We start from the raw sequence: 14,320 nt of genomic DNA, 5'->3' as shown, positions 1-14,320 counted from the left end.
ATCTTACGCTGCACATAGCTCGCGTACTTCCGCCGCGAAACGCTCCACGGTTTGCGGCTGCGTGTCCCACGCACACATCAACCGGCAACCGCCCGCGCCGATGAACTCGTAGAACTTCCAGCCGCGCGCGCGCATCGCTCTGGCCGCTTGCGCGGGCAACTGCGCGAACACCGCGTTGGATTCGCGCGGAAACATGATTTGCACGCCGGGAATTTCCTGCAAGCGCGTTTGCAACAGTTCGGCCATTGCGTTCGCATGACGCGCGTTGCGCAACCACACGTCGTTATCGAGCAGCCCGAGCCAGGGTGCGGAGATAAAGCGCATCTTCGACGCAAGCTGGCCCGCCTGCTTCAGGCGATACGCGAAGTCGGCGGCGAGCGCGCGGTCGAAGAACACCACCGCCTCGCCCACCGGCAGGCCGTTCTTGGTGCCGCCGAAACACAGCACGTCGACGCCCGCGCGCCACGTGATCTCCGACGGATGCACATTTAGCGCGGCCACCGCATTGGCGAAACGCGCGCCGTCCATATGCACCTTCAGATGACGCCGCTTGGCGATCGCGGCAATCGCGCGGATTTCCTCGACGCTGTAGACGGTGCCCACTTCCGTCGACTGGGTGAGCGTGACCACCTTCGGCTTGGGATAGTGGATGTCGGCGCGGCGCGTGACGACCGCCTCGATCGCATCCGGTGTGAGCTTGCCGCCAATGCCCGGCGCTGTCAGCAGCTTCGAGCCGCCGGAGAAGAACTCCGGGCCTCCGCACTCGTCGGTTTCGATGTGCGCGAGTTCATGGCAGATCACCGAGTGGTACGACTGACACAGCGACGCAAGCGCCAGCGAATTGGCGGCCGTGCCGTTGAAGACGAAGAACACTTCGCAGTCGGTCTGAAACAGTTCGCGCAGACGGTCGCAGACCTGGCTGGTCCAGGAGTCGTCGCCGTAGGCCGGTTCGTGGCCGCTGTTGTTGGCGGCGATGAGCGCGTCGAGCGCTTCGGGGCAGATGCCGGCATAGTTGTCGGACGCGAAATGTTGCATGACGGGCAGCGCGACCGGTTAGAGACGCGCGGGGATGACGGAAAGCGGACATTTTAGTGTGCGTGGGGGGTGTTTGGTCATCCTTGAGGGGACTGGCGGGGTGGGGTGGCTTTGAAGCACCGCCGTTCCGGTTCAGCCGCAGCCGCAATCCGGCATACGTCCTCGTCCGCGGGATACGCGCGCCACGACCACCAGCCCCACGGCGCCCAGCAGCAGCACGCCGGCTGCGAGCCACAAAGCGGGCGAAAACGAGCCGGTGTGCGCGGCAATCGGCGCGGCGACCAGCGGGCCGACGATCTGGCCCAAGCCATAAGCAGCCGTCGCGTAGCCCATGAGACCGGCCGCATCATCGCCGCGCAGACGCCGCGCCTCACGCATGGCAAAGAGCGTGATGGCCGTAAACGGCACGCCGATCAGAATGCTGCCGAGCGAGAAACCGCCCGCCGTCGGCCAGACTATGCCGAGCGCGATCCCGACCGCCTGCAAGACATAACTGCCAGCGAGCAGCACCCGGTTGTCCAGATGCAGCGGTAGACGCGCGGCCAACAATGCGCCGACCATCAACGCGGCGCCGAACATCGGCCAGAACAGATCGGGCCACGGCGAGCCCGGCAACGCATGGCGCGCGATCACCGGCAAAAACGTCGCTGTGATGATGTAGCCGAACCCAGGCACACCGTATAGGGCTACCAGCCAGAAGGCGTCGGCGCGGTGGGTCGCGGGAATGCTGCCGGATGCGGAGCGGTGGGTCGCGGCGACAGTGGGTTGGGAGGCCGGGCTTTGTGAGCTTGCGGCGGGTCGGGAGGCCGGGCTTTGTGAGCTGGCGGCGGTTCGGGAGACCGGGCTTTGCCAGCTTGCAGCGGTTCGGGAGGCTCCCGTGGTTTCGGTGGTTGCGGCACTTCCTGCACTTCCGGCAGCGTCCTTTGCTGCCGCTGCAACCGGCGGCACCGCACCGTTGACCCTCGTATGCGCATTCGCGGCCGAGGCCGCGCTGCTCCCAAACGCCGGCCACACCACCGCCGCCAGAACCGCCGAGATCAAGCCGAAGCCGATCCATCCCGCCGTCGCCCCATAACCGCCCGCCGCGCTGACCAGCAACCCGGTGCCGACGATACCCACGCCCGGCCCCGTATAAATCACGCCGCTCCAGGCCGGCTGTCCGAGTTCCGCGAGCCGCCGCAAGCCCCACTGCGACGCGAAAACAAACGTCCACGCGCTTACTGCTCCTGCAACGAAGCGCACCACCGCCCATATCCAGAACTGACTCGTGACGCCCATTGCCAGCGTCAACAGCACCGTCGACGCGAGCCCCGCGCGCACCACCCGCGCCGGCTCGACTCGCAACGCGGCGCAGGTGAGCGCGCCCACGAAATAGCCTGCGTAATTGAACGACGCGAGCCAGCCACCATGCTGGATGTCGATTGGCGGCTGACCGAACGCGCCGCCGTGAAGCATCAGCGGCAGGAGCGGCGTGAAGGCAAAGCGTCCGACGCCGAGTGCGACGGCGAGCGTCACCATGCAGGCCAGCGCGGCGCGCCGGGCCGCGTGGGACTGCGCTGGAAGACGTTGGACGTTCGAAGCGAGATCGTTCATGGTTGGCCGTTCAGGAAGGTGAGGATGCAGAAGGAGCCACGCGGAATTTACGTCTGCTGCTTTGCGTCAGCCGGCGCGGGGTAGCGGCGAGACAACGCAGCGCAATACTCCGCTGACAGCCGGGCGGTCATCGACGGCCCAATCCGGGCATGGCCGTTCCATATTAGCTTGACGGTTCAATCATGAAAAATGAATAATTCGGATACCATCCATCGCCAGGAGAGAACCGTGGACTTGGCCGCCTTGACGATTTTTCGGGCCGTCGTGCGGGAGAACGGCGTGACGCGAGCCGCCGCGAAGCTCAACCGCGTGCAATCGAACGTGACCACGCGCATCAAGCAGCTTGAAGAACAGCTTGGCGCGGAGCTCTTCATCCGCGATGGCCGGCGCCTCGTCCTCACGCCCGCCGGTGAAACGCTGCTGCCTTATGCCGAACGGCTGCTTGCTCTGGCGGACGAAGCGCGTCACGCCGTGCGCGCGGACCGTCCAAGCGGACGCCTGCGCCTCGGCACCATGGAAAGCGTCGCGGCGACGCGTCTTCCTGCCCTGCTCGCCCAGTATCACCAGCAATGGCCCGATGTCGCGCTTGAACTCGAGACCGGCACCACCGGCAAACTGATCGAGCGCGTGCGCGAATTCGAGGTGGACGCAGCGCTGGTAGCCACGCCGCTCGACCCCGCCGCTCTCGGCGAACTGTTCGAAGCTGTACCGGTTTTCACAGAGGAACTCGTGATGCTGACGCCGCGCGGGCATCGGCCGATTCGCGAAGTGCGCGATATCGCGCTGTCGACGCTCGTGGCATTCGAGCGCGGTTGCGCGTATCGCGCTTACATCGAGAAATGGTATATGGAGCACGGCGTGAGGCCGGCGCGCGTGCTGGAGCTCGGCTCGTATCACGCAATCGTGGCATGCGTCGCCGCCGGCGCGGGCGTGGCGGTGGCGCCCCGCTCGGTGCTGGGACTGGCCGCCGACGCGAGCAATATCGCCGTGCATGACCTGCCCGATATCGGCAGCGTAGAGACGCTGCTCGTCTGGCGACGCGGGCACTTTTCGTCAGCACTCAATGCGTTGAAGCAGACGCTGACCGAAAAGCGCAGCACGCACAGTCTCGAAGAAACAGAGCGCGGAGCTTCGGATGCACACGTAGACGCGTACCCCGACGCTCAGGCATCGGTGGGCGCTGACGTCGCCTGATTTGTGCGTCAAACGCTCGCGGGTTCCGGGGCGTTCCAACGGGCGACCGCAAGCATGGGAACGCGCGAAGTTTTGACAGTCAAACGCCGAAAGCAAACGCGCTGGTGGAAAAACAAGGGGCCGCGTAACACGCCGGCAATCCGGCGTGTTACGCGGCCCCAATCGGTCCAACTGCCCGTGTCTTAAGCTCTTCGGCGCGCTTTCGCCTGCTTTCGCCGACTTTCGCCTGGTTCAGCCGGCCTGCCGCATCTGGCCGATCGCCCGAGCCCTCGAGATTGACGGCAGATCAAAGCTGCGCTTCGACCCAACCCTTCACGCCGGCCAATGCGGCGCTCAGATTCGCGGGGTCCGTGCCGCCCGCTTGAGCCATGTCCGGCCGGCCGCCGCCCTTCCCGCCAACCTGCTGCGCAACGAAGTTGACCAGTTCACCGGCCTTGACCTTTTTGCTCGCGTCCGCCGTCACGCCCGCAATCAGGCTGACCTTGCCGCCTTCGACCGAAGCCAGCACGATTGCCGCGCTCTTCAACTTGTCCTTGAGCTTGTCCACCGTTTCGCGCAACGTCTTCACGTCGGCGCCTTCGAGCGTCGCGGCGAGAACCTGCACGCCGGCGACTTCGATGGCCTGGCCGGCCAGTTCGTCGCCCTGGCTCGACGCCATTTTCGACTTCAGCGCGCTCAGTTCTTTTTCAAGCTGCTTCACCTGATCCTGGACCTGCGTGATGCGCTGCGTGAGCTCGGACGGCTGCGCCTTGAGCACCGCGGCCGCGGCGTTGATGCGCGCGTCGAGGTCCTGCACGAAGCGCACAGCGTTGTCGCCGGTAATGGCTTCCACGCGACGAATGCCCGCCGCCACGCCGCCCTCCATCACGATCTTGAAGAGACCAATGTCGCCGGTGCGATGCACGTGCGTGCCGCCGCATAGTTCGCGAGAAAAACCGAGGTCGAGCACCCGCACTTCGTCGCCATATTTCTCGCCGAACAGCGCCATCGCGCCGCCCTTCACCGCTTCGTCAAACGGCATGACGCGCACGATGCCCGGCGCGTTTGCCAGCACTTCCGCGTTGACGATTTCTTCGACGCGGCGAATCTGCTCGTCCGTCATCGGCGCGTTGTGCGCGAAGTCAAAGCGTGTCTTGTCGGGATCGACCAGCGAGCCCTTCTGCTGCACGTGCGAGCCGAGCACCTCGCGAAGCGCCTTGTGCATCAGGTGCGTGGCCGAGTGGTTGCGAGCCGTGCGCGCACGGCGCACCGCGTCGATCTCGGCCTTTACCACATCGCCCACCTTCAGCGTGCCCTGCTCGAGCGTGCCGTGGTGACCGACCACGTCGGCCTGAACCTTCAGCGTATCGGTTACCGCAAAGCGCACGCTCGCGTTGGCGAGCAGGCCCTGGTCGCCGACCTGGCCGCCCGATTCCGCGTAGAACGGCGTGTGGTCGAGCACGACGACCGCCTGCTGACCATGCGCGACTTCCTGCACCGAGGCGCCGTCCACATACAGCGCCACCACCTTCGCGTCGTCGAAGACGATTTCCTCGTAGCCGTGGAACGTGGTCTTTGCGCCCGAGTATTCGAGGCCTTGCGACATCTTGAACTTGCCGGCCGCACGCGCCTGTTCGCGCTGGCGCGCCATAGCTTCGTCGAACGCGGCTTCGTCCACGGTGACTTCGCGTTCGCGGCACACGTCTGCCGTGAGGTCGAGCGGGAAGCCGTACGTGTCGTGCAGCTTGAAAGCGAGTTCGCCGTCGAGCGTCTTGCCGCCCTTCTTTTCAAGTTCAGCCAGCGCGTTTTCGAGAATCGACATGCCGTGCTCGATGGTCTCGAAGAAGCGCTCTTCTTCCTGACGCAGCACGTCGGTCACGCGCGCTTGCGCGTCTTTCAGTTCCGGATAGGCGCCACCCATCTGCTCGACGAGATCGGCCACCATGCGGTGGAAGAACGAGCCCTTCTTGCCGAGCTTGTAGCCGTGACGGATGGCGCGGCGCACGATACGGCGCAGCACGTAGCCGCGGCCTTCATTGCCGGGAATCACGCCGTCCACGATCAGGAACGAGCAGGCGCGGATGTGGTCGGCGATCACCTTCAGCGAGTTGTTCGCGAGGTCGCTCACGCCGGTTTCGCGCGCCGCCGCCTTGATGAGCGCCTGGAACAGGTCGATCTCATAGTTGCTGTGCACGTGCTGCAACACCGCCGCGATACGTTCGAGACCCATGCCGGTGTCCACGCACTGCTTGGGCAGCGGCGTCATGTTGCCCTGCGCGTCACGGTTGAACTGCATGAACACGAGATTCCAGATCTCGATGTAGCGGTCGCCGTCTTCTTCCGGTGATCCCGGCGGGCCGCCCCATACTTCCGGGCCGTGGTCGTAGAAAATTTCCGAACACGGGCCGCACGGGCCGGTGTCGGCCATTTGCCAGAAGTTGTCCGACGCGTAGCGGGCACCCTTGTTGTCGCCGATACGGATGATGCGCTCGACCGGCACGCCCACTTCTTTCGCCCAGATGTCGTGCGCTTCGTCGTCTTCGTGATAGACGGTCACCCACAGCTTTTCTTTCGGCAACTGGTAGACGCCCGTGAGCAACTCCCACGCGTAGTGGATCGCGTCACGCTTGAAATAGTCGCCGAACGAGAAATTGCCCAGCATTTCGAAGAACGTGTGGTGACGCGCGGTGTAGCCGACGTTTTCCAGGTCGTTGTGTTTGCCCCCCGCGCGCACGCTGCGCTGCGCGGTCGTGGCGCGCGAATACGGACGCGATTCAGCGCCGAGGAACACATCTTTGAACTGCACCATTCCCGAATTGGTGAAGAGCAGTGTCGGGTCGTTGCCGGGCACAAGGCTCGACGAGCGAACGATCGTATGGCCCTTCGATTCGAAGAACTTGAGAAACTTCTCGCGGATTTCGGCGGCTTTCATGGCGTGCGGGGGACGGTCCTGACTATTCCTGACTTTTACCGGCGGCATCGTGAGATGCGCCAACTGTTTGTTTCTTAAACGACTGATTATACGGGATCGGCGCCCTTGCGCGGCGCCGCCGCGGGCCGGTTGGCCAGGTTGAACCAGGCCAGGTGCGGTCGGCCTGGTTCAGCTTCGCTCAACTTCGGTCACGTCTCGGGCACGTTCCGGTCACGTTCTGGGCCGGTTTCGCCGGGGAGTTTTTGCGCGAGCACCATAGACAGCGCACCACACGCCACGGTCCCACATGGGTTCACATGCCCTCCGGGCCCGCTTCGTCCCCCTCGCTCAATCAGCAATGGCGCCCGATTCGTCCTATGACGTTCGGCCGACTGCGCCCGCTCGCGCGAATCGCTTAAGATTGCCCACATCCGCGGCGCCTGGCGCGCCGCCCGCTTACATTGGAGACACGGACAAACATGGGCGCTCTCAGTCATATTCGCGTGCTGGATCTCACCCGCGTGCTCGCGGGCCCCTGGTGCGCGCAGACGCTTGCCGATTTCGGCGCGGACGTCATCAAGATCGAACGCCCCGAGGTGGGCGACGACACGCGCCACTGGGGCCCGCCGTACCTGAAGACGCCCGACGGCGCGGACACGCGCGAGGCGGCCTACTACCTGGCGGCCAACCGCAACAAGCGCTCAGTCACGGTGGATATCGCCTCGCCCGAAGGTCAGCAGATCGTTCGCGAACTGGCCGCGCAAAGCGACGTGGTGCTCGAGAACTACAAGGTCGGCCAGTTGAAGAAATATGGCCTCGACTACGCGTCGCTCAAGAAGGTGAAGCCCGACCTGATCTACTGCTCGGTGACGGGTTTCGGACAGACCGGGCCGTATGCGCAGCGCGCGGGCTACGACTTCATCGTGCAAGGCATCGGCGGGTTCATGAGCATTACCGGCGAGCGCGACGGCCAGCCGGGCGGTGGTCCGCAAAAGGCCGGCGTGGCGATTGCCGATCTGATGACAGGCATGTATTCGACCATCGCCGTGCTTACCGCGCTCACGCATCGCGACCGCACAGGCGAAGGTCAATATATCGACATGGCGCTGCTTGACGTGCAGGTGGCCATGCTCGCCAACATGAATTCGAATTACCTCGCAAGCGGGCAGCCGCCGGTGCGCTGGGGCAACGCGCATCCGAACATCGTGCCGTACCAGACTTTCCAGACGAGCGACGGGTGGATCATCGTTGCAGTCGGCAACGACGGGCAGTTCCGCAAATTCGTCGAGGTCGGCCAACGCCCCGAACTCGCCGAGGACGAGCGTTTCGCAACCAACCCCGCACGCGTGCGCAACCGCGACGTGCTCGTGCCGATCCTCGCGCAGATGGTTCGCCTGCAGGGCAAGCAGCAATGGATCGCGGCGCTCGAAGCAGCCGGCGTGCCTTGCGGGCCGATCAACGACCTCGCAGAGGTTTTCGCGAACGAGCAGGTGGTAGCGCGCGGCATGCAGGTGGATCTGCCGCACCCGTCGGGCGGCACCGTCAAACTGGTGCGCAATCCGATCAATATGACGGGCACGCCGCCAGAGGCGCTTGCTCATCCGCCGACGCTCGGGGAGCATACCGAAAGCGTGCTGCGCGACGTGCTGGGTTACAGCGACGAACGGATTACGGCGTTGCGCTCGCAAGCGGTGATCTGAAGGAGGAAAGAGGGAGGCGGCAGGCCATGCGCTGCGGCAGGCACGCGTTCGCGTTCGCACTCGACGCGCATGCGCCGCCGACCGGCGGCCGGCGGCCGACGAGCGGCGGCCGGCAACTGGCGAACGCGACCAGCGACCAGCAAGTGCGACCGGCCAACGCGACCGCGACCGCCAACTCGACCGCCAACTCGACCGCCAACTCGACCACCAACCGACTGCCGACTGCGCGCCGCGCCGCTTCAGCGCGGCTTGCCAAGCGCGGCCAGCCACCCGCGCGCCTCGTCCCAATCGCCGAGTCCGCTGTCCGCATTGATGTGTCCGCGCGGGCCGACGTCGATCCAGCGGCTGCCCCACGCTTTCGCACAGGCTTGCGAGAACGGCACGCCGCCGTACGGGTCGTCCGTGCTGCATACGACAATGCTCTCGAACGGCAAGCGTTCGCGCGGTACGCAAGCAAAGCCGCTGGCGTCCTGAGGAAAGTGCGGTTCGGCCGGATCGGGCACGGCCACCAGCAGCGCACCGGCTATCCTCGCGAGTTGCCCGGCGCTCGCATACTGAGCGGCCCAGAACGCGGTCGTCAGGCAACCCAGGCTATGGGCCGCGAGCAGGATCGGCGCGTCCACGGACGCAACGGCGGCGTCGAGCGCGCGGCACCAGGCGTCGCGCGACGGATGATCCCAGTCAGGCATCCGTACGCGCGTAAATGACGGATCGAGTTCTTCCCAGCGAGTCTGCCAATGCCCGGCGCCCGAGTTCTGGTAGCCCGGCAGGATGAGTACGTTGCGTTTCGGTTCGCTCATGGTATTCCCCGTAACTTTGTTTTTGGCGATATGGCCTGCAAGGGTGGGCAACCGCTACAGCCCGCCGCGGCCCGGCCCTTTCCAACGCGCTCACCGTATCACGCGGCCGACGCCCATGCCACGAGGATCGGCAGCCGGCTCGAGCGTCGTGTCGTTGATGCGGATGATCTGCACATCGCCGTTGAACGACTGTCCCTCCAGCACATAGCCCAGCGCTTGCAACTGCGCAGCGAGTTCGCCGGCAACCGGGCGGTAGGGTTCGAAGTAGATCGTCTTTTGCGGCAGCAACTGGTGGTGAAAGCGCATGGCCGCGAGCGCGTCCGCGGGTGTCATGTCGAAGTCGTAGAGATCGGTCATGACCTGAAAAATGGAGGTCAGAATACGCGAGCCGCCCGGCGTGCCGATCACGAGCGACACCTTGTTGTCCTTCAGCACGATGGTCGGCGTCATCGACGAAAGCGGGCGGCGGCCAGCCAACACCGTGTTCAGATCCGCGCCGCTTGCGGTTGACTCGCCCGAGGCAGTGGGCCTCGTCACGAAGTCGTCCATCGCGTCGTTCAGCAGGAAGCCGGCGCCGTCTACAACGACGCCCGAGCCGAATTCGCCGTCGAGCGTGGTGGTGTTCGACACCGCGTTGCCCCACTTGTCCACCACCGAGAAGTGCGTCGTCTGCGCCTTCTCGGGCGGCGCGTCGCCAAGGCCGGGCTTGATCGCCGCCGCGCCCGGCACTTCGTCTGTTTTGACTTCGTCCGCGCGTCGGGCGAGATAGGCGTCGGCGAGCAGTTTGTCGACGGGCAGTTTGTACGAGTCCGGGTCGCCGATATATTGCTGCCGGTCGGCAAACACACGATCTTCGATCTGTGCGATCAGATGAATGTACGGTGCGGAATTCAGTTCGAGGCCGTCGAATGCCTGCTGCAGATGGGCCTTCATCTTCAGCATCTGGATCAGGCCTACACCGCCCGAGCTCGGCGGCGGCGCGGTGAGCACCTCGTAACCGTTCCACTCAGCCATGAGCGGTTGGCGCCAGACAGCCTTGTACTGCTGCAAATCGGCCTTCGTGACGAGACCGTGGCCGTACATCTGCTGCGCGATCAGACCTGCGGTGCGTCCTTCGTAGAACTCGCGGCCGCCGTCGCTCGCAATGCGCGAAAGGGTTTGCGCGAGCTCCGGCTGGCGGAACGTGGTGCCGGCTTTCAGGCTCGCGAAATAGGCGTCGAAATTGGTCTTGCCGGCGAAATTCTTCGCTGTTGCGTCGCGCCGTTGCTGCAGCCAGGGGTCGACCTGAAAGCCCTCGGTCGCGTAACGGATGGCGGGTGCGAGCACCTGTTTCCATTTCAGCTTGCCGAAACGCTGCTGCGCCTGCCACATGCCGTCGACGGTGCCCGGCACCGCCACCGCGCGATGGCCCACTGCGCTCATGCCCGGCACTGCGTTGCCTTTATCGTCCAGATACATGTCGCGGGTCGCCTGCTGCGGCGCCCGCTCGCGGTAGTCGAGAAAATACGGCTTGCCGTCGACGAACAGCGTCATGAATCCGCCGCCGCCGAGATTGCCCGCATCGGGCCGGGTCACCGCGAGCGTGAAGGCGATGGCCACCGCCGCATCGACCGCGTTGCCGCCGGCGGCGAAGATCTGCTGCGCGGCATCGGCGCTGTAGCGGTCGGGAGTCGCGACTGCGGATGCATCGAACAGCGCTTTGGGCACAGCCGTCCGCGCGAGCGCCGAAGCCGGCGCTAGCACGGCGGCGGCGACTGCGACCATCAGCACGGCGGGCGCAATGCGTGCCGCGGAAAAGGTGAAGGCAAAGGCGAAGGCATCAGGCGCGCGAGGCGCGTCGTACGTCGGCATTGGCATCCGAAAAACTCCGGCACTGAGGACAAACTGACGGGAAACCGAGGGCAAAACCGAGGACACACCAGGGGCGCCACGGTGCACGATCCGCAAAAGGCCGGTGCAAGCGGGCGACGGCGGTACGGTGCGCGCGAACCCGAGCGCGGCGCAGCCGTGCCAGGTGCCGTGGCGGCCCGCAGGCGCGCCGCTCGGATGCTAAGTCGCTCGTGCGCGCCGGAACAAACCGATTTACCTCCTGTTACAGCGCGCCATGACATGATGCCGCACGCGAGCCACCGCGCCGCTTCGCAGCGAACGCACCACGAAACCCGCCTGGGCGTCGGTGCGCCGGCGCATTCCCTGCCGCATCCAGTCTCGTCAGGTAGAATTGCTGGATAAGTGGGCGCACCACGCGCCCCCGACAGACTTTCACCATCTCGCATGAATACCGAACGCAACGACGCGCCAGCGGCATCCAATTTCATCCGCAACATCATTGACGACGACAACCGCACCGGCAAGTGGAGTCAGCGTGTCGAAACGCGCTTTCCGCCCGAGCCCAACGGCTATCTGCACATTGGTCACGCAAAGAGCATCTGCCTGAACTTCGGCGTGGCGCGCAGCTACGGCGGCGTGTGCCATTTGCGCTTTGACGACACCAATCCGGAAAAGGAAAGCGTCGAATACGTCGATTCGATTATCGACGCCGTGCGCTGGCTCGGCTTCGAATGGCAGAAAGACGGCACGGACCACCTGTACTACGCGAGCGACTACTACGACAAGCTGTACGAATTCGCCGAGCTGCTGATCGAGCGCGGCAAGGCGTATGTGGACAGCCAGTCGGCGGAAGAAATGCGCGCGAACCGCGGCTCGGCGACTGAAGTCGGCACGCCCTCGCCCTTTCGCGAACGCTCCGTGCAGGAAAACCTCGATCTGTTCCGCCGCATGAAGGCGGGCGAGTTCAAGGAAGGCGAGCACGTGCTGCGCGCGAAGATCGACATGTCGTCGCCGAACTTCAACATGCGCGATCCGGTGCTCTACCGCATCCGCTTCGCGCATCACTACCGCACCGGCGACAAATGGTGCGTGTATCCGATGTACGACTACACGCACTGTATTTCGGACGCGCTCGAAAACATCACGCATTCGCTGTGCACGCTCGAATTCGAGGACCATCGTCCGTTGTACGACTGGATTCTGAACGAGCTTGCCGAAGCCGGCATTTTCACGCGCCCGCTGCCGCAGCAAATCGAATTCTCGCGCCTGAACCTCACGTATGCGATCACGAGCAAGCGCAAGCTGCTGCAACTCGTGAACGAAGGCCACGTGGACGGCTGGGACGACCCGCGCATGCCGACCATTGTCGGCGTGCGGCGGCGCGGCTTCACGCCCGAGTCGATCCAGCTGTTCTGCGAGCGCATTGGCGTCACCAAGGTCGACTCGTGGATCGACATGAGCGTGTTCGAAGGCGCGCTGCGCGACGATCTCGACGAAAAGGCGCCGCGCATCGCCGCAGTGCTCGACCCGCTGAAGCTCGTCATCGACAACTTCCCCGAAGGTCTGACCGAGCCGTGCAGCGCGCCGGTGCATCCGCATCATCCGGAACAGGGCGTGCGCGAGTTTCCGATTTCCCGCGAGCTGTGGATCGAGCGCGACGACTTCACGGAGACGCCGCCAAAGGGCTATTTCCGTCTGTTTCCCGGCAACAAGGTGCGGCTGCGCTACGGCTATGTGATCGAATGCACGGGGGCGGAGAAGGACGAGAACGGCAACGTGGTCGCGGTGCATTGCAACTACTTCCCGGACAGCAAGTCGGGCACCGAAGGCGCGAACAACTACAAGGTGAAGGGCAATATCCACTGGGTCAGCGCGGCGGCTGCATGCCCGGCCGAGGTTCGCATCTACGACCGTCTGTTCAAGGAGCCGCAACCGGATGCCGGCGGCCGCGATTTCCTGGAAGCGCTGAACCCGGACTCGAAGCGCGTGGTCAACGCCTACCTGGAACCGGGCGCGCATGGTGCGCTACCGGAGCAGCGTTTTCAGTTCGAGCGGCACGGCTACTTCGTCGCGGATCGTGTCGATTCGCAACCGGGCAAGCCGGTGTTCAACCGGATCGTGAGCTTGCGCGACAGTTGGGGCAAGCCGGCGTAAAGCCACGGATGAGTGCGCGTTAGTCGCGCAGCGGCTTGTCGGATCGGGCGTGCATCGGGTTGCCGATGCACGCTTTTTTGTTTGCGGATTCCGGCACGGTGCTCAGCGCTTCCAGGCTGACGGTAAGGCGCTGGGCGCTCGCACTCATCACTGCGGCAACGGGTTAGATCGCCGCTATAGCGAGCGATGCAGTTCCGTCAGCGAAAGCGTGGTGTGGAAAAGTCGCGCGAGGCTGCGGCTGGCGTACTTTTCCACCTCGTCGGGCGCGGTCCAGCGATACGCGTCCATTTCGGGAATCAACGTGCCGTCCGAGCGGCGCGGAAACAGCGACGTGCAGGTGCAGGAACCGAGGTCGAGTTCATCCGCGGTGGCGCGCGCGGCGAACAGGTGCAGGTCCTTGTCGCGGCGATAAACAAACAGGCCCAGGTCTTTCAGGCGCTCGGCTTTTAACGCGATGCCGGTCTCCTCGACCATCTCGCGCAGCGCGGTGACGTGCGGCGCCTCGCCCTCTTCGCCGTGGCCTTTCGGAATGTCCCAGTGCGAGGTCTCCGTGGCATGTGCGAGTAGCACGCGCCCTGCGGGATCAAGCAGGACGATGCCGCATGAAACGACGCGCGGGCTCATCGCGTGTCGGAGCCCGCGCGGCGCGCGGCTTGCGCGTGCGCCGGCACGCCGCGCGCGCGCGTTCCCGCGACGCGGCGCGTGCTCAGCGCTTTTTCTGCAGTTGCCATTTGCCGCTGCCCTCCCGGCAGAACTGCGGGCGCAGGTTCATCGACTGCCCCTTTGCATTGAGCACGACGCCCAGATCCCGACAGGTGCGCTCGCCGTCCTTTGTCGTGCGCACGACATTGATGGTGGCGTCGATCTTCACGCTGTTGCGAGTGCCTTCGTTGACCCAGTTGGCGCTTTCGCCGTCCTGCTTTTCATCGAGCGCGGCGAACACGGCCTGCTTGATCGAGTCGACATCGCGCTGCTTCATGTAGGTGATCGGCGTGTCGTTCAGAAAGCCGAGGTTAGCCGCCTGCGCGCCAATTGCCGCGCCAAGCAGCAAACCTGCGACAGTCAGTTGACGGAAGGCACGGGTTCTCATCGACATGAAGGGTTCTCCTCGGAAACGTTTCGGG

General features: G+C 64.8%; 10 protein-coding genes. 3 read left to right on the top strand and 7 right to left on the bottom strand.

The window, feature by feature from the left end; all coding sequences use genetic code 11:
- Positions 1-3: 3 nt before the first annotated feature.
- Together F757_RS0108075 and F757_RS0108070 are read right to left on the bottom strand one after the other, a co-directional pair.
- Positions 4-1,035 carry a threonine aldolase family protein gene (locus F757_RS0108075; RefSeq protein WP_027210965.1) on the bottom strand — a complete coding sequence of 344 codons (1,032 nt, stop codon included), beginning with the start codon at positions 1,033-1,035 and terminating at the stop codon, positions 4-6.
- A 132-nt stretch (positions 1,036-1,167) separates the two neighbouring features.
- A complete protein-coding gene (locus F757_RS0108070) occupies positions 1,168-2,628 on the bottom strand; it encodes a YbfB/YjiJ family MFS transporter (RefSeq protein ID WP_027210964.1) in 1,461 nt (486 codons plus the stop codon).
- Positions 2,629-2,856: 228 nt separating this feature from the next.
- Between F757_RS0108070 and F757_RS0108065 the strand changes: the two genes are divergently transcribed.
- Entirely contained in the window at positions 2,857-3,822 is a 966-nt protein-coding gene (locus F757_RS0108065) for a LysR family transcriptional regulator (RefSeq protein ID WP_027210963.1), read from the top strand.
- A 286-nt stretch (positions 3,823-4,108) separates the two neighbouring features.
- Here the strand turns inward: F757_RS0108065 and alaS are convergent, their stop codons facing one another.
- Positions 4,109-6,733 carry an alanine--tRNA ligase gene (gene alaS / locus F757_RS0108060; RefSeq protein ID WP_027210962.1) on the bottom strand — a complete coding sequence of 875 codons (2,625 nt, stop codon included), beginning with the start codon at positions 6,731-6,733 and terminating at the stop codon, positions 4,109-4,111.
- Positions 6,734-7,191: 458 nt separating this feature from the next.
- On the opposite strand from alaS, the gene F757_RS0108055 reads away from it, so the two are divergent.
- A complete protein-coding gene (locus F757_RS0108055; RefSeq protein ID WP_027210961.1) occupies positions 7,192-8,412 on the top strand; it encodes a CaiB/BaiF CoA transferase family protein in 1,221 nt (406 codons plus the stop codon).
- Positions 8,413-8,651: 239 nt separating this feature from the next.
- On the opposite strand, the gene F757_RS0108045 is transcribed toward F757_RS0108055, so the two are convergent.
- Both F757_RS0108045 and ggt read right to left on the bottom strand, forming a co-directional pair.
- Positions 8,652-9,212 (bottom strand): RBBP9/YdeN family alpha/beta hydrolase, encoded by a 561-nt coding sequence (locus F757_RS0108045; protein ID WP_027210959.1) that lies wholly within the window; start codon positions 9,210-9,212, stop codon positions 8,652-8,654.
- Between the two features lie 90 nt (positions 9,213-9,302).
- A complete protein-coding gene (gene ggt / locus F757_RS0108040) occupies positions 9,303-11,069 on the bottom strand; it encodes a gamma-glutamyltransferase (RefSeq protein WP_027210958.1) in 1,767 nt (588 codons plus the stop codon).
- 417 nt (positions 11,070-11,486) lie between these two features.
- Here ggt and F757_RS0108035 point away from each other — a divergent pair, with 417 nt between their 5' ends.
- Positions 11,487-13,196, top strand: coding sequence for a glutamine--tRNA ligase/YqeY domain fusion protein (locus F757_RS0108035; protein WP_027210957.1), 1,710 nt, complete (start codon positions 11,487-11,489; stop codon positions 13,194-13,196).
- Positions 13,197-13,370: 174 nt separating this feature from the next.
- Here the strand turns inward: F757_RS0108035 and F757_RS0108025 are convergent, their stop codons facing one another.
- Together F757_RS0108025 and F757_RS0108015 are read right to left on the bottom strand one after the other, a co-directional pair.
- On the bottom strand, positions 13,371-13,820 hold the full coding sequence (locus tag F757_RS0108025; RefSeq protein ID WP_027210956.1) for an NUDIX hydrolase: 450 nt from the start codon (positions 13,818-13,820) through the stop codon (positions 13,371-13,373).
- Between the two features lie 82 nt (positions 13,821-13,902).
- Entirely contained in the window at positions 13,903-14,292 is a 390-nt protein-coding gene (locus tag F757_RS0108015; protein WP_027210955.1) for an RT0821/Lpp0805 family surface protein, read from the bottom strand.
- Between the last annotated feature and the right edge of the window lie 28 nt (positions 14,293-14,320).

The sequence above is a fragment of the Burkholderia sp. WSM2232 genome (assembly GCF_000472545.1).
Taxonomy (GTDB): domain Bacteria; phylum Pseudomonadota; class Gammaproteobacteria; order Burkholderiales; family Burkholderiaceae; genus Paraburkholderia.
The sequence above is the reverse complement of the archived record's forward strand: the minus strand, read 5'-3'. Positions and strand labels throughout refer to the sequence as shown.

What these genes read in the sequence shown, in the direction of transcription:
- F757_RS0108075 (WP_027210965.1), bottom strand. Translation starts at nt 1,035, where the DNA reads ATGCAACATTTCGCGTCCGACAACTATGCCGGCATCTGCCCCGAAGCG.
- F757_RS0108070 (WP_027210964.1), bottom strand. Translation starts at nt 2,628, where the DNA reads ATGAACGATCTCGCTTCGAACGTCCAACGTCTTCCAGCGCAGTCCCAC.
- alaS (WP_027210962.1), bottom strand. Translation starts at nt 6,733, where the DNA reads ATGAAAGCCGCCGAAATCCGCGAGAAGTTTCTCAAGTTCTTCGAATCG.
- F757_RS0108055 (WP_027210961.1), top strand. Translation starts at nt 7,192, where the DNA reads ATGGGCGCTCTCAGTCATATTCGCGTGCTGGATCTCACCCGCGTGCTC.
- F757_RS0108045 (WP_027210959.1), bottom strand. Translation starts at nt 9,212, where the DNA reads ATGAGCGAACCGAAACGCAACGTACTCATCCTGCCGGGCTACCAGAAC.
- ggt (WP_027210958.1), bottom strand. Translation starts at nt 11,069, where the DNA reads ATGCCAATGCCGACGTACGACGCGCCTCGCGCGCCTGATGCCTTCGCC.
- F757_RS0108035 (WP_027210957.1), top strand. Translation starts at nt 11,487, where the DNA reads ATGAATACCGAACGCAACGACGCGCCAGCGGCATCCAATTTCATCCGC.
- F757_RS0108025 (WP_027210956.1), bottom strand. Translation starts at nt 13,820, where the DNA reads ATGAGCCCGCGCGTCGTTTCATGCGGCATCGTCCTGCTTGATCCCGCA.
- F757_RS0108015 (WP_027210955.1), bottom strand. Translation starts at nt 14,292, where the DNA reads ATGTCGATGAGAACCCGTGCCTTCCGTCAACTGACTGTCGCAGGTTTG.